The organism is Amycolatopsis sp. NPDC051716 (assembly GCF_040681595.1).
GTDB lineage: Bacteria > Actinomycetota > Actinomycetes > Mycobacteriales > Pseudonocardiaceae > Amycolatopsis.
Genome location: NZ_JBFAZA010000005.1, coordinates 269,135 through 288,704 on the forward strand (window position 1 = coordinate 269,135; position 19,570 = coordinate 288,704).

Genomic DNA, 19,570 nt, shown 5'->3' on the forward strand with positions numbered 1-19,570 from the left:
GGGAAACTGGGAGGCGTCATGACTCCCAGTCTTTCCCATGAGCGCAGCCCGCGCGCGCAGGTCGACATCGACCTCGACGCGATCCGCCACAACCTCACCCTGCTGGGCGCCCGCGCGCCCGGCTCCGAGGTGATGGCCGTGGTCAAAGCCGACGCCTACGGCCACGGCGCGCTGCCGGTGGCGCGCGCCGCGGTCGAGGCCGGGGCCACCTGGCTGGGCACCTGCTCGCTCGGCGAGGCCCTCGCCCTGCGCGAAGCCGGCCTCAAGACCCGGCTGTTCAGCTGGCTGGACACCCCCGACGTCGACTTCGCGCCGGGCGTCGAAAACGACATCGACCTGGCCGCCAGCTCGCTGGGTGAGCTTCGCCGCATCGCGGCCGCGGCGAAACCGGGTATCCCGGCGCGTGTGCACCTCAAAATCGACACCGGGCTCTCGCGCAACGGCTGCCCGCCCGCCGCGTGGGCCGAACTGGTCGAAGCGGCGGCCGCCGAACCGCGGGTCGAGGTCGTCGCGATCTGGTCCCACCTCGCGTGTGCCGACGAGCCGGACCACCCGGCGACCGACCTGCAGGCCAAGCGCTTCGCCGACGCCTACGACACCGCCCGCGCCGCCGGGCTCGACCCCATGCGGCACCTGGCGAACTCCGCGGGCCTGCTCACCCGGCCGGACCTGCACTTCGACATCGTCCGGCCCGGCATCGCGATGTACGGGCTGAACCCGGTGCCGCAGCCGGAAGACCTGCGCCCGGCCATGACGTTCCGGTCGGCCGTCGCGCTGGTCAAGCGGATCGAGGCCGGGGAATCGGTGTCCTACGGGCACACCTGGACGGCGTCGAGCGACACGAACCTGGCGCTCGTCCCGGCCGGGTACGCCGACGGCGTCCCGCGGTCGCTGTCCGGACGCATGGACGTACTCCTCGGCGGTCAGCGGCGGCCGGTCGCCGGGCGCGTTTGCATGGACCAGCTGGTGGTCGACTGCGGTGACTACGAGCTGTCCGTCGGCGACGAGGTCGTCCTCTTCGGCGCCGGGGCGCACGGCGAGCCGACCGCCCGGGAATGGGCCGACAAGCTGGGCACCATCGACTACGAGATCGTGACCTCGATGTACCGGCCACGGGTGCGGCGCCGGTATCTGGGGGAACGCCCGTGACACCTTCACGACGATTGCTGGCCATCGCCGGCGGGGTCGGGGCCCTGGCCACCGGGACCGCCGCCGCCATCGCGGTCGCCGCCCAGCAGCGGCGGCACAGTGAGGATCCGTACGTGGACGAGCCGTTGGGGGAGCTGAAGCCGGACCGCACTTCGACGGTCGCGGCCGAGGACGGCACGCCGCTTTCGGTCGAGGAGATCGACCCGGAAGACGGCGGCGAACCGGAACTGACCGTCGTGGGGGTCCACGGCTTCGCGCTTTCGCGGCGCTGCTGGCACTTCCAGCGTCGCGACCTCGCCTCGCTTCGGCTGCCTCGCGTGCGGCAGGTGTACTACGACCACCGCAGCCACGGGCTGTCCGGCGCGGCTTCGACCGAGACGTCGACCATCGAACAGCTGGCCCGGGACCTGGACTGCGTGCTGCGGTCCGTGGTGCCGGAGGGGCCCATCGTGCTGATCGGGCACTCGATGGGCGGCATGGTGATCATGGAGCTGGCCGCCGAGTTCCCTTCGCTGTTCGAAGAGCGGGTGGAAGGGGTCGCCTTCATCGCGACGGCGGCGGGCGAAGTCGGCGCACGCGGGTTGCCGCGTTCACTGCTCTCGAAGTACAACCCGCTGACGCGCGCCGCCGGCGGGCTCGCCGGGTGGCAGCCGGGGCTGGTGGAGTTCGTCCGCGCGGCGGGCGGCCAGCTGACGCGCCAAGCCGTGCGCCGGCTGGCGTTCGGCAGCCGCGACGTCGCCCCAAGGCTCGTCGACTTCATGCTCGAGATGCTGGAAGTGACGCCGGTGCGCGGGCTCGTCAACTTCATCGACACCCTCGGCAGCCACAACCGCTACGCCGCGCTGGCCGGCCTGAAGCACGCGGAAGTGCTGGTCATCGGCGGCGATTCGGACCGGTTCACGCCGTTCGCGCACGCCGAGCGGATCGCGGCCGAGCTGCCCGACGCCGAGCTGGTGCGCGTCCGCGGCGCCGGGCACATGGTCCAGCTCGAGCAGCCCGAGCTGGTGAACAGCCATCTGATCGATCTCCTGCAACGCTGTTCCGGTGTGGACGGCGAATCCTCGTCCCGGCGAACCTGGTGGTGGCAGCGTTGAGTTTCGTGTTCCCGACCCCCGAAGACACGATGGAGTTCGGGCGGTCCCTCGGCCGATCCCTGCGCGCGGGTGACCTCGTGCTGCTGGCGGGTCCCCTCGGCGCGGGCAAGACGACGCTGACCCGCGGCATCGCGGACGGCCTGGGTGTCGGCGGCCGGGTGAGTTCCCCGACGTTCGTGCTGGCCCGCGTCCACCCGGCGGGCGCTTCCGGCGTACCGCTCGTGCACGTGGACGCGTACCGCCTGGGCGGCGACCTGTCCCAGCTGGACGACCTGGACCTGGACACGGACCTCGAGCGTTCGGCCATCGTGGTCGAGTGGGGCGAGGGGTCGGCGGAGCGCCTGTCGGAGGACTACCTGGTGGTCCGGCTGGACCGCCGCGAGGACGACGTCCGCGAAATCACCCTCGAACCGCACGGCACCTGGGCCGACCGCGTCCCGGAGCTGGTGCGGGCGTAGGTCCGCACCAGCTCCGGGACTCCCGTCGGCTGCTCAGCCGCCGTTGTACTGCTGGTAGGCCGGTGCCCGGAAGGTCCGGGCGCCGGCGCCCGCGATCTTGTCGACCGCGCGCAGGAACTTCGGCCCCATCTTCGCGCTGGCCTGCCGGACCGGGTGCGTGGCCCCGAAGTCCTCCGGGTTCGCCTGGCCGTGCGCGAACATCGAGTAGATCAACACCGGCTTGCCCGCGGCGTCGAACATGATCCCGGCCTCGTTGCGGCCGTCGTTCAGCCAGCCCGCCTTCGTGGCGATCCTCGCCCGATCGACCGACGACATCTCACGGCGGACACCGTCGGTGAACGCCACCTGGGACCGCAGGAGGGACAGCAGGTAGTCCGTCGACGCCGGGCTCAGCAAGGTGCCCGCGACCAGCGCCTTCAGCAGGTCGTGGGTCTCGCGCGGAGTGGTCTGGCCGAGGAAGTAGCGGTTCGGGTTGGCCACCGGCGTCACCTGGGTCTTGGGGAAGCCCTTGGCCACCAGGATCTGGTTGATCTCGGCCGCCGGAACCACGAGCCCCACCAGCCGGACGCACGTGTCATCCGAAACCGTGAGGAACAGCGACAGGACGTGGCCCAGCGTGAACGCGCTCGGGTACGCCTTGTCCAAGATGATGATGCCGTCACCACCCGGCACGACGATGCTCGCCGGCACCTGGACCTGCTGGTCCAGGGTGAGCAGGCCACGGTCGATCTTGTCCATCAAGGTGACCGCGACGGCCACCTTGTTGACGCTGTACGCCTCGACGATCTCGTCGGACGCCACATCGACGGCCACCTGGTCGGCCACGCTGATGTAGGAGTTCCAGATGCCGCCTGCCGCAGCGGCCGCGTCGTCGTAGACGCGCTTCACCTTCTGCCTGGCCCGGTCCGGTGTGGCCGGGCTGGCCTCGATGTCTGCTTCCTGCGCGGACGCGGGAGAGCCGGTCAGAACGCTTCCGGCGACGACAGCGGTCCCCAAGCCGAACGCCGCTCGCCTGTTGAGTCGATACCCCATCGCAAGATCCAACCACGAATGGACGAACCTCGTGAGTGGTAAGGCGGGTTCTAATCCGCTTTAACACTCACGACCGCGCGCGCGACGCCCAGGTCCACCAGGTCCTGCGGCCGCAAGTGCAGCTGGTTGGCGATGTCCGGCACCTCCGAGGCCGGCCGCTTGAGGATCGCCGCCGCCGCTTCCGGTGAGGTCACCGAGAAGTACGCGTCCGGGGCCACCCACGTCGAACCCGCCGCGGCGAACGCCAGTGCGCCGCCCGAGCCGCCTTCGCCGATCACCAGCGTCGTCACCGGGACCGAGGCCGTCGCGACCGCCTCGAACATCTCCGCGATCGCGCCGCCCGCGCCGGCCTGCTCCGCCGCCGCGTCGTTCGCCGCGCCCGGGGTGTCGACCAGCGTCAGCACCGGGATGCCCAGGCGCGACGCCAGCCGCACCAGCCGGGCCGCCGTCCGGAAGCCCGATGGCAGCGTCGGCGTGCCGCACTGGGCCGCGTACGCGACCGTCCGCCCGTCGCGCCGGCCGAAGCCGCACGCGACACCGGGATCCGAGCCGCCGACGCGGTCGCCGCTGATGTCCTGCCGCCAGTCGAAGTACGCGTCGAGGTACTCCGCCGCCCGGGCCCGCGATGGTGACCGCGCCGCCTGAACCGCTTCCCAGCCCGTCGCCGGCACCGAGACGGCCCGCAACGCGGAAGGCGGCGGAGCCGCGGCCGACGAATGCGCGGTCAGCAGCCGCAGCCACCGTTCCAGCGTCCCGCCGAGTTCCTCCGGTGCCACGACGGCGTCGACCTGGCCCCAGCCGAAATGCGCCTCCGCGGTGTACGCCTCCGGCGAGCCGGCCGGGCGCACCCGCGAGCCCGCGAAGCCGACCTGCGCTTCCGGCAGCGCGAGGATGACATCGGCACCCGCGCCGAGGGTCGCCCAGCCGCCGCCGGTCGTCGGGTCGCGCAGCACCGAGATCTGGGGGATGCCCACGGACCGCGTCAACGCCGACGCCCGCGCCACCCGCTGCAGCTGCATCAACGCGCGCATGCCCTGCTGCATGCGGCTGCCGCCGGTCGCGATCAGCGACACCACCGGCAGCCGCACGTCGCGGGCGTGCGCGAAGGCCGCTTCGATCCGGTCCCCGGTGCGCTGCCCGAGCGACCCGCCGAGGAACCCGAACTCGAAGGCGATCAGCACGGCTTCGACGTCGCCGATCTTCGCCGTCCCGCAGAGGACCGATTCCTTCTCACCCGTGCGCTCTTCCGCGGCGGAACGCGCTTCCCGGTAGCCCGGCCAGCCGATCGGGCCGTCGGCGGGCTCCTCGCGCAGCGGGGCCGGGAACTCCGTGAACCCGCTTCCGATGGCGCCGAGGATCTCGCGCGCCGGCAGCCTAGGCACCGAGCGCCCGCTTCAGGACCTTGCCCATGTCGTTGCGGGGCAACGCGTCCAGGTACCGGACGACCCGCGGGCGCTTGTGCGGCGCGAGCAGTTTCGCGACGTGGTCGGCGAGCTCGTCGGCGGCCGGTGGCTCGCCGGCGGGCACGATCCAGGCGACGATCCGCTCGCCGAGGTCGTCGTCCGGTTCGCCGGTGACCGCCGCCTCGGCGACGCCGGGGTGTTCGAGCAGCGCGTTCTCGATCTCGCCCGCGCCGATCTTGTAGCCGCCGCTCTTGATCAGGTCGGTCGCCTTGCGCCCGACGATCTTGACGTACCCGTCGGTGTCGCGGGTCGCCATGTCGCCGGTGCGGAACCAGCCGCCGTCGAACGCGGCCGCGGTCGCGTCCGGGCGGTTGAGGTACTCGGTGAACAGGTTCGGCCCGCGGACCTGGATCTCGCCGACGGTCTCGACGTCTTCGATCACTTCTCCGGCGTCGCCGACCAGCCGCAGTTCGACGCCCCGCAGCGGGACGCCGACCGTGCCCGGCTTGCGCTCGCCGTCCGCGCGGACGCTCGTGTTCATCAGCGTCTCGGTCATGCCGTAGCGCTCGACGACCTGCTGGCCGGTCGCCGCGGTGATCCGCTGGTGGTCGTGCACCGGCAGCGCCGCGGACCCGGAGACGAGCAGCCGGGCCCGCTTGAGCGCGTCGGCGAGCGTGGCGTCGGAGCCGACCTCGCCGGCGATCCGGTGGTACATCGTCGGCACGCCGAACAGCATCGTCGCGCCGGCCGCCAGCTCCCGCGCGACGCCTTCGGTCGAGAACCGGCCGAGGTGGCGCACCGAACCGCCGCGGCGCAGCGGGCCGAGGATGCCGAGGATCAGCCCGTGCACGTGGAACAGGGGAAGCGCGTGCACCAGCGTGTCCGCGCCGGTCCAGCCCCAGGCATCCTCCAGGGCGTCCAACGTGGCCGCGAGCGCGCGGCGGGGGAGCACGACACCCTTCGGCGGCCCGGTGGTGCCCGAGGTGTAGACGATCAGCGCCGGGCTTTCCGGGCCGGGCTCGTCCGCGAGCAGCGCTTTCCCGCCGGTCAGGGGGATGTCCCGGCGCGGCAGGGCGGCGAGCCCGGCGGGCAGCTCGGCGCCCGGCTCGGCCAGGACGAGGGCGGGTTCGCTGTCGGCGAGGATGTGGGCGAGCTCGCGCTCGCCGATCTTCGGGTTGAGCGGCACCGCCGGCACCCCGGCGAGCAGCGCGGCGACGACCGCGACACTCGTGTGCACGGTCGGCGTCGCCCACACCGCCACCCGGCCGGGTGGCAGCTCGCGGGCGAGACCACCGGCGACGGCGGCGAGGTCGTCGTAGCTCAGGACGTGGTCGCCGAAGCGCAAGGCTTCCTTCGCGGCACCGGCGACGAGCGAGGGGAACAAGGGGTCGGGCACCGCGGGGACCTCCCAGTGTCGGACTCGAGCAGCACGTTACCGCGCTGATCCGTCCCCTGCAGCAAGCGGCCGAAGACGCTGGTCGTAGGCTGGGACACCGTGTTGGTACTGGCGATCGATACCTCGACCCCGGCGGTGACCGCGGGCGTCGTCGCGCTGGACGGCGGCTTGGTCGAGACGCGCGGTGACCGCGTCACGGTCGACCCCCGCGCCCACGGAGAGCTGATCACGCCGCACGCGCTGGCCGCCGCCGAGGCCGCCGGGGTGACCCTCAAGGACCTCGACGCGATCGTCGCCGGCGTCGGCCCCGGGCCGTTCACCGGCCTGCGCGCCGGCCTGGCCACCGCCGCCGCGCTCGGCCACGCCCTCGGCATCCCGGTGTACCCGGTCTGCAGCCTCGACGCGCTGGCCGCCGACGTCGCCCCGGGGGACAACGCTTTCCTCGTGCTCACCGACGCCCGCCGCCGCGAGGTCTACTGGGCCGCCTACGACGCCGCCGGCCGGCGCACCGACGGCCCGCACGTCCAGCGCCCGGCGGACCTCGAGACCGACGTCAAGGTGGCGGCGGGGGACGGCGCCCTCCTGTACGCCGACGTGCTCGACGTCCGGCCGGTCGAGCCGCGGTTCCCGTCGCCCGCCGGTCTGGTGAAGGTCGCTCGGAGCGCCTTGCTCGCTTCGGAGCCGCCGGCGCCGCTGACGCCGTTGTACCTGCGTCGTCCCGACGCCGTCGAGCCCGCGGCGCCGAAACGGGTGACCGCTCCGTGAGACTCGGACCCCTGCGCCGCATGGACATCGCCCGGTGCGTGGAGATCGAGAAGATCCTGTTCCCCGGCGACGACCCGTGGAGCGCCCGCGCCTTCCACTCCGAACTGGACGCGGGCAACTTCTACCTCGCCGCCCGCCCGGACGAGGGTGACGAGCTGCTCGGCTACGCCGGGCTGGCCGTCGTCGGGCGCCGCCGCGGCGAGTACGAGGCGACCGTGCACACCATCGGCGTCGCGCCCGAGCACCAGGGCCAGGGCATCGGCAAGGCGCTGCTGCAGGCGCTGCTGACGCGGGCCGACGAGTTCGAGGCGCCGGTCTTCCTCGAGGTCCGCACGGACAACACCACCGCGCTCGCCCTGTACGAGCGCCACGGCTTCGAACGGCTCGGCATCCGGAAGCGCTACTACCAGCCCTCCGGTGCCGACGCGTACACGATGGTCCGCCCGGCGCGGACGCGAGACGGGGTGGCGGGCTGATGGCACGCATCATCATGGGTATCGAGAGCTCGTGCGACGAGACCGGCGTCGGGTTGGTCCGGCTGCACGACGACGGCACGGTGGAGCTGCTGGCCGACGAGGTCGCCTCCAGTGTCGAGCAGCACGCCCGGTTCGGCGGTGTGGTGCCTGAGGTCGCGAGTCGCGCGCACCTGGAGGCGATGGTCCCGACGACTTCGCGGGCGTTCGCCACGGCCGGTCTTTCGCTGTCCGATGTGGACGCTATCGCGGTGACGGCCGGGCCGGGCCTGGCGGGCGCGCTGCTGGTCGGCGTCTCGGCGGCGAAGGCGTACGCGACGGCGCTGGACGTGCCGTTGTACGGCGTCAACCACCTGGCCGGGCATATCGCCGTCGATACGCTGCAGCACGGGCCGTTGCCGGCGCCGTGCTTGGCGCTGCTGGTTTCCGGTGGGCACACCCAGCTGCTGCGCGTTGACGACATCGCGTCGTCGATCACCGAGCTGGGGTCCACTGTGGACGATGCGGCCGGTGAGGCTTACGACAAGGTTGCTCGCGTGCTCGGGCTGCCGTACCCGGGTGGGCCGCCGATCGACAAGGCGGCCAAGAACGGGAATCCGGCGGCGATCGCGTTCCCTCGGGGGATGACGGGGCCGCGGGATGCTGCTTTTGATTTTTCCTTCTCCGGGTTGAAGACCTCGGTTGCGCGCTGGGTCGAAGGCGCTGCTCGCCGTGGCGAGGAGATTCCGGTGGACGATGTTGCGGCGTCGTTCCAGGAGGCCGTTGCGGATGTACTGACCGCGAAGGCGATTCGTGCGGCGAAGGAGCAGGGGATCGACACGATGGTGATTTCCGGTGGGGTGGCGGCGAATTCGCGGTTGAAGGAGCTGGCTGCGGAGCGTTGTGCGGTTGCGGGTATCGAGCTGCGGGTTCCTCGTCCGCGGCTGTGTACGGATAATGGTGCGATGATCGCTGCGCTGGGTGCGCATGTGGTGGCGGCCAAGCGGCCGACGGCTCCGTTGGACTTCAGTGCCAACCCGGCGCTGCCGGTTAACGTGGTGTCGCTCTAGCGGTGTTTCCCCGCCACCCCGATGCCCGATTGTGACTACGGCCGGCGGCACCGCGTCAAGGCGGGAAAGCGTGCCTTGACCCGGCGCCGCCGACCGTGTTGGGGCTTCGGATCGGGGTTGCGGGGGGTGTGGGCCCCTTGTCTTCCGTTCGTTTTCTGCCGCGGCCTTTTGCCTCGCCGGGCTGTGTTGCGAAGCCGCTGCCAGGCTCGTGCTACGAAGCCGCTGCCGGGGTTGCTGCCCGTACGCCGAGCAGTTCCTCGATCGCCGCTACTGCCAGGACCGCCGCGTTTCCGTCTCCGTACGGGTTCCCCACCTGGGCTGGGCGGAGCTCGCCGCTCAACAGCCTTGCCGCCGTGTCCGCGATGCGCTCGGTGTCCGTTCCCGCCAGCCAGGCGCAGCCCGCCTCCACCACTTCCACGCGCTCGGTCACCTCGCGCAGCACCACCACCGGGGTACCGAACGTCGGTGCTTCCTCCTGGATGCCGCCCGAATCCGTCAGGACCAGGGCCGCCAGCCGTAGCGCTCGGACCAGGTCCGGGTACTCCAGCGGGTCCGTCACCGTCACCCGGGGCAAGCCGGCCAGTGCCGCCTTCACCTGGGCTCGGACCTGGGGGTTCGGGTGCGCCGGGAACAGCACCTGGACGTCCGGGTGCTCGGCCACGATCAGCTGCACCGCCGCCAGCGTCCGCTCCAGGGGCTCGCCCCAGGATTCCCGGCGGTGGGACGTGACCAGCACCAGCCGCTCGCCCGCCTCCGCGAGCTCCATCTCCAGCAACGCCAGGGCCGTGTCGCGCGCCGGCAGGTCGCGGGCCGCGATCTCCAGCACCGCGTCGACCACCGTGTTGCCCGTGACCGCGATCTGTTGCCGCGCAACGCCTTCCGAGCGCAAGGCCGCCGCCGCGCCCAGGGTCGGGGCCAGGTGCAGCGCCGCGATCCGGGACACCATCTGCCGCGCGCCCTCCTCCGGGAACGGCGCCGCCAGGTCGTGGGTGCGCAGCCCGGCTTCCAGGTGGACCACCGGGATGCCCAGCCAGAACGCGGCCAGCGCGCCCGCGAGCGTCGTCGTCGTGTCACCCTGGACGACCAGCGCGGCCGGGGCGTGGCGGCGCAGTGCGTCGTCGAGCGCGGGCAGCAGGCCCGCGACCAGCTCGGCCTGGCCGCCGGTCACCCGCGGCGGCACGTCGAGCCACACGTCCACGGTCAGCCCGAACGGCTCCAATGCCTGCTCGACCATGCCCGGGTGCTGGCCGCTGTGCACCACGACCGGGCGCAGCACCGGGTGGGCCGCCAGCGCCAGGGCCAGCGGCGCGAGCTTGACGGCTTCCGGCCGCGTCCCGGCCAGCAACATCACGTCCATCCCGTGCCGCCCCTTCTCCACATCGTCCAGTGTCCAGCAAATTTCCATCTACGAGCGGGCCGCCGGCGTGCGAGGGGCACACGCCGGCGGCCCGGGGTCACCGCCTCAGTCCCGCGCCCGGGAAAGACGGCGGTTGCGGCGGTGGACGGCGATCAGCGCGACGGTCCCGAGCAGGACCAGGAGCACGCCGACGGCCAGCCACCACCCGATGTCGGCGCCGGTGGCGGCGAGGGTGCCGACCCCGCCACCGGCCACGCCGACTCCGGCGCCCGGCATCTTGTACATCCGGACCTCGCTCAGGCTCGCGCGGAACGGCGGCGGAAGATGCGGGTGCCGACCGGCAGCGCGACGGCGCCCAGCAGGCCGAGCCCGATCCACAGGCCCGCACCGGACGCCAGCGGCATCGGCGGCGCGGCCGGGCCGCAGGTCGCCGACGACACGACGACGTCACCCGAGCCGAGCGCCTTGAGCCCTTCGCCGAGCAGCTTCACGTGGACGGCGTTGACCGTGAGGCTGCCGTCGGCGTTCTTCACCTGCTCGTTGAGGATGATCGTCGCGACGTTGAGCGCGCCGAGACCGACCTTGATCTGCGTGTTCGCGGCCGGGGCGGCGTCGACCGCGCCGACACTGCCGAGGTTCGCGCCGACCAGTTTCGTGCTGCCTTCGACGCCCTTCTGCGTCGCGGTGCACACGGCCTCGACGAGCTTGATGCCGACGTTGCCCAGCGCCGCCTTGAGCAGCGGCAGCCCGACGTCGGCGGTGCTCGCCTTCGCCGTCACCGCACCGGAATTCTCGTCGCGCTTGGCTTCGGTGTTGATCGCGCCGGCGGTGAGGATGCCGGTGAGGTCGACCTTCGCCAGGCTGCTGCTCGTCGGGCCCGCGGTGTTCGCGGCCGCGAACGGACCCGCCTTCACCGCGTTCTGGCCGAGCAGCTTGACGTCGACCTTGACGCCGTACGCCGATCCGTCGCCGGGTGCTGCCGAAGCGGGGGCCGCGCCGGCGAGCACGACGCTCGCCACGACCGCGGCGAGCAGCCCGCCACGGCGCACGAGGGAGCTCTTCATCAAGTGGTCCTCCGAATTCGCTGGATTTATCGGGGGTGCGTGACGGCGGCGCGGATCGACCCGGCTAGCCATGACTCGGCACGCGGATCGACTATCGCGAAGACCGGCCCGAATAGCACACAAAATTTCCCGAATCACCGGATCGGGTAAGGCTCGACGCCGTTTTCGCTGGTCGTTTCCGTATCACTCGAATGGCGTAACAAGTTCGGCTGAGGTCCAGCCGATTGGGGCGGCGTTTCCACCCCTCCGGGTGGAAACGCGTGGCACATATGTCCTACGCTCGCCAGTGCCCCCCAACTCGATCGGGAAATCGACACCGAGAGGAACGTCGTGGCGGTAGCGAGCGCTCCGAACTCAGGAATGGCAAGGTTTCCGCTGGTCGTGGCCCTGAGTGCACTGGCCGCGGCGGGTGCCGCGGTGGTGCTGGCCGAGCGGTTCTACCGCGAACTCGAAGTGCGGCTCGCGGGGGTCATCCTCGATCTGTTCACTACATCGGGTGTTTATGTGGCACCCGATCGGGAGTCTGTTTACTTTGGGTTGACCAGTGCTGCTCCGTTCGGGTTGAGAATGACGCCGGAATGTTCCTCGGCGTTCCTTTTGCTCCCGCTGCTCGTTGTCACGATGGCCATGCTGTACTTCCGGCCGTCGAATGCGCGGCGGCTCTTCTTTTCGCTCGGCATTTCGGCGCTCGTCGTCGTGCTGGTGAACCAGCTGCGCATTCTGACGATCGTCGGCCTTGTGCACTGGTTCGGCACCGACGAGGGCTACTACTGGGGCCACACGCTGCTCGGTTCGATGGTGAGCGTGTTCGGCGGCGCCGTCTCGATCGTCCTGTTCGTCTGGCTTTCGACGCGGAAGAAGAACGCATGAGCGTCAAGGTCCTGCTGGCCATCACGCAGGCGTTCGCGCTGACCATGAGCGTGGCGTTCCTCGTCTACGTCGTGGTGATCGTGGTGCCGTACCTGCGCCGCAAGCCCGGCCCGGCCGGCGACCCGGCCGGCTTCACCTGGCACTTCTTCGTGCCGTGCCGCGACGAACAGACGGTCATCCGCGAGACGATCCGCTACCTGCGCACCACGTTTCGCCGGGCGCACGTCTGGGTCGTCGACGACGACTCGGAGGACCGCACCGCCCGCGTGGTCCGGATGCTGTGGCGGCGCCACGGCGGCTACGACCCGTACCTGCACCTGGTGCCGCGCGTGCGTCCCGAAGCCCGGACCGGCAAAGGGGACGCGCTCAACGCGGCCTACCGCGCCCTGAACGACTGGATGGGTCCGGACGCCGCCCGCGACGACGTCGTCGTGGTGGTCGTCGACGCCGACGGCCGCCCGTCGCCGAACTGCCTCGAGGTCTGCGCGGCGGACCACCTCTTCGGCGATCCGGCGGTCGGGGCGGTGCAGCTCGACGTCCGGATGGGCAACGTGGAGACGCCGCCGCCGTCGCGCAACCCGCTCGGCCGCTGGTTCGGCCTCAAGCTCGCGCAGCTGCAGGACCTGGAGTTCCGGACGGCGATCGCGGCGATCCAGACGTCTCGCGGGTTCACCGGCACGATCTCGATGGGCGGCAACGGCCAGTTCACCCGTCTCACCGCGCTGGACTCGATCGCCGGCGGCGCCGGGGAGCCGTGGCGCGGCTCGCTGCTGGAGGACTTCGAACTCGGCGTCCACCTGCTCACCGCGGGCTGGCGGACCGGGTTCACCCCGGATGCCCACGTCTCGCAGGAAGGTCTGTACAGCCTGCGGCGGTTCCTCGTGCAGCGCACGCGGTGGGGCCAGGGCACCATGCAGTGCGCCCGGTACCTGCGCCGGATCTGGGATTCACCGCACGTCAGCACGCTCGGCGCGGCGGAGATGATGTACTACCTGGCCCAGCCGTGGCTGCAGCTGCTGGGCTCGCTGCTGTACCCGATCCCGTTCGTCCTGCTGGTGGCCGGCACCGCGGGAGACCCGGGGCAGATGTGGACGTGGTTCACCGGCGGCGCCTGGATCCTGTTCGCCATCTACGGTTCGTTCGGGCTGCTGCCGTTCCTCGTCTGGGGCCCGATCTACCAGCTGAAGTGCCTGCGCAGCAGGAACTTCGTGCGCGGACTGGGGATGGGCTTCGCGTACGCCGCGTACATCTACACGTTCTACGTGACGTCGTGGCGCGCGCTGTTCCGGCTCGTCCGCGGGCGCAACGGCTGGGCGAAGACGCGCCGCAACACCGAGCAGTCGGCCGGGGTGAAGGTCGCGCTCGACGCGTGAGCGCGACCTCCGCCCACCGGCTCAGAACGCCGGGACGATCCGGACGTCGTCGGCCTTGACGAAGGCGATCCGGTGCCCGAACTGGATCTGGACGTACTTGAGCTTGCCCTTCACCACCACGTGGCCGGCCGGGTCGAACGTGGTCGCCCAGTAGTACTCGGAGCCGACCGTGCCGCCCGAGGAGTACTTCTGGCCGGCGGAGAGCGTGTACGGCAGCGGCGTGATGGCCTGCACGGTGACGTTCGCCGGGTAGGCCTCCGGCTCGGGGTAGGCGCGGCCGTAGACCGGCACCGTCGCGAGGCCGGGTTTCGGCGTCACGACCCAGCCGATCGCGGGCTTCGCGACCCGGGCGTTGCGCGGGTTGTGGAACCAGCCCTTCTGCCCGAGGTACCAGATCGCCGTCCAGTCGCCGCTGACGCCGGCGACGGCGTACCGCTGCCCGGTCGCGGCGCGGCTGCCCACGTCGGAGACGTCCATCGTGGACGCCGTCCCCTTCGGGTGCAGGCCGATGTCGACCAGCAGCGGCGACGACTCACTGGGCGCCGAGTGCAGCACGACGGCTTCCGAGCCGCGCGGCACGCAGGGGGTGCCGGGGCTGTCGCAGCCGGTGAAGGCGGGCTGGTTCTTCGCGAAGGCCGGGTCGATGGTGACCAGCGACGAGCCGGGCAGGCCGAACCCGCCGAGCGGCGCGCCGAGCAGGTCGAAGTAGTGGGACCAGTCCCAGTAGGGGCCCGGGTCCCAGTGCATGCCCGGGATCGCCGCCGGGGTGATGCCCGGCACGTTGTCGTGGCCGATGATGTGCGCCCGGTCGAGCGGGATGCCGTACTTGCGCGAGAGGTAGCCGACGAGCTTCGCGCTCGAGCGGTACATGGCCTCGGTGTACCAGGTGCCCTTCGCCGCGAAGCCCTCGTGCTCGATGCCGATCGACTTCGCGTTGACGTACCAGTTGCCGGCGTGCCAGGCGACGTCCTTGGTCGGGACGTGCTGCGCGATCAGGCCGTCCGCCGAGCGGATGGTGTAGTGCCAGCTGACGTACGTCGGGTCCTGGACGAGGTCGAGGACGTTGGCCCAGTAGCCCTCGGTGTCGTGGATGACGATGTGATCGATCTGCTGGCTCTCGGGCCGGTTCGCGAGGTCGTGGTTGCCGTAGTCGTCCTTCGGCAGCTGCTGGTACGGCGCCGGGACCGACTCGCAAGTCACCCTGCGCGGGCACTCGACGCCCGCGGGCGTCTTGTCGGCGTGCTGCGGGACGACGAGGTCCGGGGTCGGGCTCAGCGTGACCTGCTGGCCGTCGTCGGTCGTCCGGGCGGTGCCGGTCTTGATCGTGTCGAAGACTTCGTCGGCGAAGGTCTGCGCGGCGGCCTGGTCGGCCGAGCCGCTGTAGCGGGCGACCGCGTCGTACCAGTCGCTCTGGCCGGCGTGGTACTTCGCGAGGAGGGCGGCGCCGCCGCGGATGTTCTGGGTGGCGTCGGTGCGCAGCGTTCGTGCGTCGGTTCCGAGCAGTCGCGCGGCTTCGTCGACGGTCTGCAGCGTGGGCGGCGGTGCGGCGGGCCTGGCCTGGGGGTGCGTGGCCGGGCGAGCGTCGTCGCCTCTTGCGTCTTCGGTGCCCTCGTCGTGGTGGCTGGTCGCTGCGCCGGCCTCGCGCAGGTCGGTGAGGTGCATCGGGCCGTAGCCGGCGGAGGTGCTGGGCGTGCCCGCGTTGGTGTCCCAGCGGGACTCCAGGTAGGAGACGCCGAGGAGGACGTTCTCGGGGACCTTGAACTCGTTGGCCGCGGCGGTGAAGTCGCGTTGGCGCTGGGTGGTGGGGTCGGGTCGGGCGTTCGCTGGAGCTGCGGTCAGGCCGGTGAGGAGGGTTGCGGCGGCGAGGATGGCCGCCGTTCTCGGGATGGGGTGGGACATGGGCATGAACCCCCAAGGTGCGGGTGCTTGAGGTGAGAACCTAACCAGAAACTCACGCCGGCGGTAAGGGCCGCGCGGGCGGTTGCCGGCCACGGGGCGGACCAGCCGCGGGGAACAAAGGGCCGGTCAGGGCTCGTTCAGTCGCCGTGTCCCACGTCGGGTGGACCCTCCTTGCACGACTGGCACTCACGTGGCTAGAGTGCTAAATGCACGGCCCGACAGCCCCGGCACCCGCGACGGCGGGGGTGGTAGAGCCGTAACCACATCCTGCCAACGCTTTCGACGACCGTGGAGGTCAACCCGGTGAGCGTGAACATCAAGCCGCTCGAGGACAAGATCGTTGTCCAGACGAGTGAGGCCGAGGAGACGACCGCTTCCGGCCTCGTCATCCCCGACACCGCCAAGGAGAAGCCCCAGGAGGGCAAGGTTCTGGCCGTGGGCCCGGGCCGGATCGACGACAAGGGCAACCGTGTCCCGCTGGACGTGAACGTCGGCGACGTCGTCATCTACTCCAAGTACGGCGGCACCGAGGTCAAGTACAACGGCGAGGACTACCTCATCCTGTCCGCCCGCGACGTGCTGGCCGTCATCAACTGACGTCCGCTCGCAGCGCATGACGCCCCGGGCCCCGCACAACGCCGGGGAGCGGGGCGTTCGTGCGTTCAAGACCACCGGAAGGTAAGCGGAAAACGCTATGCCCAAGCAGATCAAATTCGACGAGGACGCTCGTCGCGCACTCGAGCGCGGGGTGAACAAGCTCGCCGACGCGGTCAAGGTCACGCTCGGCCCGCGCGGTCGCCACGTCGTGCTCGACAAGAAGTTCGGCGGGCCGACCATCACCCTCGACGGCGTGACCGTCGCCCGGGAGATCGAGCTCGACGACCCGTTCGAGAACCTCGGCGCCCAGCTCGCCAAGAGCGTCGCCACCAAGACCAACGACGTCGCGGGTGACGGCACCACGACCGCGACCGTGCTCGCGCAGTCGCTGGTGAAGGTCGGCCTGCGCAACGTCGCGGCCGGCGCCAACCCCTCGGCGATCGGCCGCGGCATCGAGGCCGCCGCGGAGAAGGTCATCGAGATCCTCAAGGCCAAGGCCACCCCGGTCAAGGGCCGCGAGAACATCGCCCAGGTCGGCACCGTGACCTCGCGTGACGCGAACATCGGCGCCCTGCTCGGCGAAGCCGTCGAGAAGGTCGGCGAAGACGGCGTCATCACCATCGAGGAGTCGTCGACCCTGGCGACCGAGCTGGTGATCACCGAGGGCGTCCAGTTCGACAAGGGCTTCCTCTCGGCGCACTTCGCGACCAACCCGGAGGAGCAGAAGGCGATCCTCGAGGACGCCTACATCCTGCTGGTCCGCGAGAAGATTTCGTCGCTGGCGGACCTGCTGCCGGTGCTCGAGAAGGTCGTCGAGGCCAAGAAGCCGCTGCTGATCATCGCCGAGGACGTCGACGGCGAAGCGCTGTCCACCCTCGTGGTGAACTCGCTGCGCAAGACGATCACCGCGGTCGCCGTCAAGGCACCGTTCTTCGGTGACCGCCGCAAGGCGTTCCTGGACGACCTCGCGGTCGTCACCGGTGGCGAGGTGATCTCCACGGAGATCGGCATGAAGCTGGCCGACGCGAACCTCGGCTCGCTCGGCAGCGCGCGCCGCATCGTCGTCACCAAGGACGACACCACGATCGTCGACGGCGCCGGCACCAAGGACGCCACCCAGGCGCGGATCGCGCAGATCCGCAAGGAGATCGAGAGCACCGACTCCGACTGGGACCGCGAGAAGCTGCAGGAGCGGCTCGCGAAGCTCGGCGGCGGTGTCGCGGTGATCAAGGTCGGCGCGGCCACCGAGACCGAGCTGAACGAGCGCAAGCACCGCATCGAGGACGCCGTGGCCGCGACCAAGGCGGCCGTCGAAGAGGGCATCCTGCCCGGCGGCGGTTCGGCGCTGGTGCACGCGGTCAAGGAGCTCGAGGGCGGCCTCGGCCTCTCCGGCGACGAAGCGACCGGTGTCCGGATCGTGAAGGACGCGCTGACGGCGCCGCTGTTCTGGATCGCGACCAACGCGGGCCACGAGGGCGCGGTCATCGTCAACAAGGTGCAGGAGCAGGGCTGGGGGCAGGGCTTCAACGCCGCCACCGGCGAGCTGACCGACCTGCTGGCCGCCGGCATCGTCGACCCGGTCAAGGTGACCCGGTCCGCGGTGGCGAACGCCGCCTCCATCGCCCGGCTGGTGCTGACCACGGAGTCGTCCGTGGTCGAGAAGCCGGCCGACGAGGAGCCCGCCTCGGCGGGGCACGGCCACTCGCACTGACGCAGTACGCGAAGCGGGGCGGTACTTCCGGGAGGGAGTGCCGCCCCGCTTTCGTGGGCCCGGAACGGCCCCTGGACGGCACGGAGGGCGGCACCCCACCCGGTGCCGCCCTCCGATGTCTGTGGTGCGCTCAGCCGCCGGACATGCTGAGCGCGCGTTTGTCCGATTTGATGATGTTCTCCCGCTCGGACTCCGAGAGCCCGCCCCAGATGCCGTACGGCTCGTGCACGGCCAGCGCGTGGCTGCGGCACATCTCCAAGACCGGGCAGCTCAGGCAGACGGCCTTCGCCCTGGCCTCCCGCCGTGCCCGCGCCGGGCCGCGCTCGCCGTCCGGGTGAAAGAAGGACGCGCTGTCCATCCCCCGGCACGACCCTTCGAGCTGCCAGTCCCACATGTCGGCGTTGGGTCCTGGGAGCCTGCGCGTGTCTGCCATCCTGACCGCCTCCGTCATTCGGTCGATGCCGCTAGCTGCTCTGCTGTGGTGCCGATACTCCATTCGGTGCAACGGCGGTAACGTTAGAAGCGCGCCAATAGTTGTTCAAGCGATTCGGGTCGATTCAGCCGTTAGGCATCCCCCGGATGTGTGAGCAGGGCTTTCGCCTCCGGTTGCCGACTGCGCTGGGTGCCTGGATATTGAGCCTCGTGGGAGCTGGGTCGGGCACCGAAGAACCCACCCTGCCGGTGGCCTCGGTCGCCCGCCGGCTCGGGGTCGCGCCGTCCACCCTCCGAACGTGGGACCGCCGCTACGGACTGGGCCCCAGCCGCCACACCGACGGCCGGCACCGCCGCTACGGGACCTCCGACATCGGCCGCCTCGAACTGATGCAGCGGGCGCTGCTGAGCGGCGCGTCGACGGCCGAGGCGGCGCGCTACGCCCTCGAGCAGATGCCCCGCTCCGGCCCGCCCCAGCCGGAGGAGCCTTCGGAGCCCGCCGGCGCTTCGGCGGCCGACGACGGCCTGGAGGTCCGCTCCCGCCTGGCCCGCCGCTTGAGCACGGCGGCGCTGGCGATGGACGTCGGCGCGGTCCAGCGCATGCTCGCGGACACCATCGCCGAGCTCGGCGTGCTCCCGGCCTGGACGGGCGTGATCGAGCCGGTCCTGTCGGCGCTCGGCGCGCGCTGGCGGGGTGTGAGCGCGGGGGCGGAGGTCGAGTACCTGCTGGCGGAGTGCGTGTTCGCGGCCCTGGTCCGGGCGACCCCGGTGCTCGACGAGCCCCGCAACACCCGCCCGGTCCTCCTCGGCTGCGTCCCCGACGAGCGCGACTCGATGCCGATGTACGCGCTGGCGGCGTCCCTGGCGGGCCGGCGGATCGGCGCGCAGCTGTTCGGGGTGCCGTTGCCGGCGGAGGTGCTGGCGGTGGCGGTGCGCCGGAGCGCCCCGGCGGCGGTGGTGCTGTGGGCGCGCGGGCGCGGGGTGGCGGACGCGCGGCTGTTCGCGAGGGTCTCGCGCGGACGCCAGCGCAGCAGGTTGTTCGCCTGCGGCCCCGGCTGGGACCCGGCGGGCCTGCCGGACAAGGTGGAGCTCCTGACGGACCTTCCGTCGGCGGCGGACCGCCTCGAACACGTCCTGGTCGGCGTGCATCGGTAGCGGCGACCCGCTCCGGCGGCCCGTGGCCGGCTGGGTGCCGGTTTTCGGCGGCTGGGGCCGGGGCGGTGGCCTGCCCGACTACGCACCCCGGGGATGGGCGGCTGCCGGCGGTGGCGTTGTGCGAGGTGGGTCGTGGAGGTGGCGGTCGCTCGAGCCTGGCCCGGTGGTTGGGGGCGGTGGGCCTGCTCGTTCGGGGAGCGGCTGCCGGCGGTGGCGTTGTGCGAGGTGGGTCGTGGAGGTGGCGGTCGCTCGAGCCTGGCCCGGTGGTTGGGGGCGGTGGGCCTGCTCGTTCG

19 protein-coding genes are annotated in these 19,570 nt (G+C 71.5%); 11 read left to right on the top strand and 8 right to left on the bottom strand.

What is annotated here, in order from left to right:
- Nucleotides 1-18 precede the first annotated feature (18 nt).
- Genes alr through tsaE form a run of 3 tightly spaced genes read left to right on the top strand, consistent with a single transcriptional unit; the run spans nt 19 to nt 2,701 of the window.
- Nucleotides 19-1,149, top strand: coding sequence for an alanine racemase (alr, locus tag AB0M30_RS09120; RefSeq protein ID WP_364581724.1), 1,131 nt, complete (start codon nt 19-21; stop codon nt 1,147-1,149).
- On the top strand, nt 1,146-2,243 hold the full coding sequence (locus AB0M30_RS09125; RefSeq protein ID WP_364581727.1) for an alpha/beta hydrolase: 1,098 nt from the start codon (nt 1,146-1,148) through the stop codon (nt 2,241-2,243). Before alr ends, AB0M30_RS09125 begins: the two co-directional genes overlap by 4 nt.
- Nucleotides 2,240-2,701, top strand: a complete 462-nt coding sequence (gene tsaE / locus AB0M30_RS09130) for a tRNA (adenosine(37)-N6)-threonylcarbamoyltransferase complex ATPase subunit type 1 TsaE (RefSeq protein ID WP_364581729.1) — start codon at nt 2,240-2,242, stop codon at nt 2,699-2,701. The genes AB0M30_RS09125 and tsaE overlap by 4 nt, the downstream gene beginning before the upstream one ends.
- A gap of 33 nt (nt 2,702-2,734) precedes the next feature.
- On the opposite strand, the gene AB0M30_RS09135 is transcribed toward tsaE, so the two are convergent.
- The 3 genes from AB0M30_RS09135 to AB0M30_RS09145 form a co-directional block, all read right to left on the bottom strand.
- The gene (locus AB0M30_RS09135) at nt 2,735-3,697 is read right to left on the bottom strand and encodes a serine hydrolase (RefSeq protein ID WP_364581889.1); all 963 of its coding nucleotides are present in this window, start codon (nt 3,695-3,697) and stop codon (nt 2,735-2,737) included.
- An 86-nt stretch (nt 3,698-3,783) separates the two neighbouring features.
- Complete coding sequence (locus AB0M30_RS09140; protein ID WP_364581732.1) at nt 3,784-5,115, bottom strand: carboxyl transferase domain-containing protein; 1,332 nt, start codon at nt 5,113-5,115, stop codon at nt 3,784-3,786.
- Complete coding sequence (locus AB0M30_RS09145) at nt 5,108-6,532, bottom strand: acyl-CoA synthetase (RefSeq protein ID WP_364581734.1); 1,425 nt, start codon at nt 6,530-6,532, stop codon at nt 5,108-5,110. The genes AB0M30_RS09140 and AB0M30_RS09145 overlap by 8 nt, the downstream gene beginning before the upstream one ends.
- Before the next feature lie 99 nt (nt 6,533-6,631).
- On the opposite strand from AB0M30_RS09145, the gene tsaB reads away from it, so the two are divergent.
- Genes tsaB through tsaD form a run of 3 tightly spaced genes read left to right on the top strand, consistent with a single transcriptional unit; the run spans nt 6,632 to nt 8,819 of the window.
- Nucleotides 6,632-7,297 carry a tRNA (adenosine(37)-N6)-threonylcarbamoyltransferase complex dimerization subunit type 1 TsaB gene (gene tsaB / locus AB0M30_RS09150; protein ID WP_364581736.1) on the top strand — a complete coding sequence of 222 codons (666 nt, stop codon included), beginning with the start codon at nt 6,632-6,634 and terminating at the stop codon, nt 7,295-7,297.
- Nucleotides 7,294-7,773, top strand: coding sequence for a ribosomal protein S18-alanine N-acetyltransferase (gene rimI, locus AB0M30_RS09155; RefSeq protein ID WP_308672618.1), 480 nt, complete (start codon nt 7,294-7,296; stop codon nt 7,771-7,773). The genes tsaB and rimI overlap by 4 nt, the downstream gene beginning before the upstream one ends.
- Nucleotides 7,773-8,819, top strand: coding sequence for a tRNA (adenosine(37)-N6)-threonylcarbamoyltransferase complex transferase subunit TsaD (gene tsaD / locus AB0M30_RS09160; protein ID WP_364581739.1), 1,047 nt, complete (start codon nt 7,773-7,775; stop codon nt 8,817-8,819). The genes rimI and tsaD overlap by 1 nt, the downstream gene beginning before the upstream one ends.
- Nucleotides 8,820-9,030: 211 nt before the next feature.
- On the opposite strand, the gene wecB is transcribed toward tsaD, so the two are convergent.
- From wecB to AB0M30_RS09175, 3 genes are all read right to left on the bottom strand, one after another.
- Nucleotides 9,031-10,176, bottom strand: coding sequence for a UDP-N-acetylglucosamine 2-epimerase (non-hydrolyzing) (gene wecB / locus AB0M30_RS09165; RefSeq protein WP_364581742.1), 1,146 nt, complete (start codon nt 10,174-10,176; stop codon nt 9,031-9,033).
- A 105-nt stretch (nt 10,177-10,281) separates the two neighbouring features.
- Nucleotides 10,282-10,461 (bottom strand): LPXTG cell wall anchor domain-containing protein, encoded by a 180-nt coding sequence (locus AB0M30_RS09170; RefSeq protein WP_310967614.1) that lies wholly within the window; start codon nt 10,459-10,461, stop codon nt 10,282-10,284.
- A gap of 11 nt (nt 10,462-10,472) precedes the next feature.
- On the bottom strand, nt 10,473-11,240 hold the full coding sequence (locus AB0M30_RS09175; protein WP_364581745.1) for a choice-of-anchor P family protein: 768 nt from the start codon (nt 11,238-11,240) through the stop codon (nt 10,473-10,475).
- Between the two features lie 360 nt (nt 11,241-11,600).
- Here AB0M30_RS09175 and xrtP point away from each other — a divergent pair, with 360 nt between their 5' ends.
- Both xrtP and AB0M30_RS09185 read left to right on the top strand, forming a co-directional pair.
- Complete coding sequence (xrtP, locus tag AB0M30_RS09180; RefSeq protein WP_364581891.1) at nt 11,601-12,110, top strand: exosortase P; 510 nt, start codon at nt 11,601-11,603, stop codon at nt 12,108-12,110.
- Nucleotides 12,107-13,483, top strand: a complete 1,377-nt coding sequence (locus tag AB0M30_RS09185; RefSeq protein WP_364581747.1) for a glycosyltransferase family 2 protein — start codon at nt 12,107-12,109, stop codon at nt 13,481-13,483. Before xrtP ends, AB0M30_RS09185 begins: the two co-directional genes overlap by 4 nt.
- A 21-nt stretch (nt 13,484-13,504) precedes the next feature.
- Here the strand turns inward: AB0M30_RS09185 and AB0M30_RS09190 are convergent, their stop codons facing one another.
- On the bottom strand, nt 13,505-15,382 hold the full coding sequence (locus tag AB0M30_RS09190) for a peptidoglycan recognition family protein (RefSeq protein ID WP_364581749.1): 1,878 nt from the start codon (nt 15,380-15,382) through the stop codon (nt 13,505-13,507).
- Between the two features lie 303 nt (nt 15,383-15,685).
- Here AB0M30_RS09190 and groES point away from each other — a divergent pair, with 303 nt between their 5' ends.
- A complete protein-coding gene (gene groES / locus AB0M30_RS09195; RefSeq protein ID WP_004559922.1) occupies nt 15,686-15,979 on the top strand; it encodes a co-chaperone GroES in 294 nt (97 codons plus the stop codon).
- Between the two features lie 97 nt (nt 15,980-16,076).
- Nucleotides 16,077-17,690: a chaperonin GroEL gene (groL, locus tag AB0M30_RS09200; RefSeq protein WP_360172237.1), complete on the top strand. Its 1,614-nt coding sequence runs from the start codon at nt 16,077-16,079 to the stop codon at nt 17,688-17,690.
- A 130-nt stretch (nt 17,691-17,820) separates the two neighbouring features.
- Here the strand turns inward: groL and AB0M30_RS09205 are convergent, their stop codons facing one another.
- Nucleotides 17,821-18,123 (bottom strand): WhiB family transcriptional regulator, encoded by a 303-nt coding sequence (locus tag AB0M30_RS09205; protein ID WP_276209731.1) that lies wholly within the window; start codon nt 18,121-18,123, stop codon nt 17,821-17,823.
- 209 nt (nt 18,124-18,332) lie between these two features.
- On the opposite strand from AB0M30_RS09205, the gene AB0M30_RS09210 reads away from it, so the two are divergent.
- Complete coding sequence (locus AB0M30_RS09210) at nt 18,333-19,277, top strand: MerR family transcriptional regulator (RefSeq protein WP_364581752.1); 945 nt, start codon at nt 18,333-18,335, stop codon at nt 19,275-19,277.
- Nucleotides 19,278-19,570 lie beyond the last annotated feature (293 nt).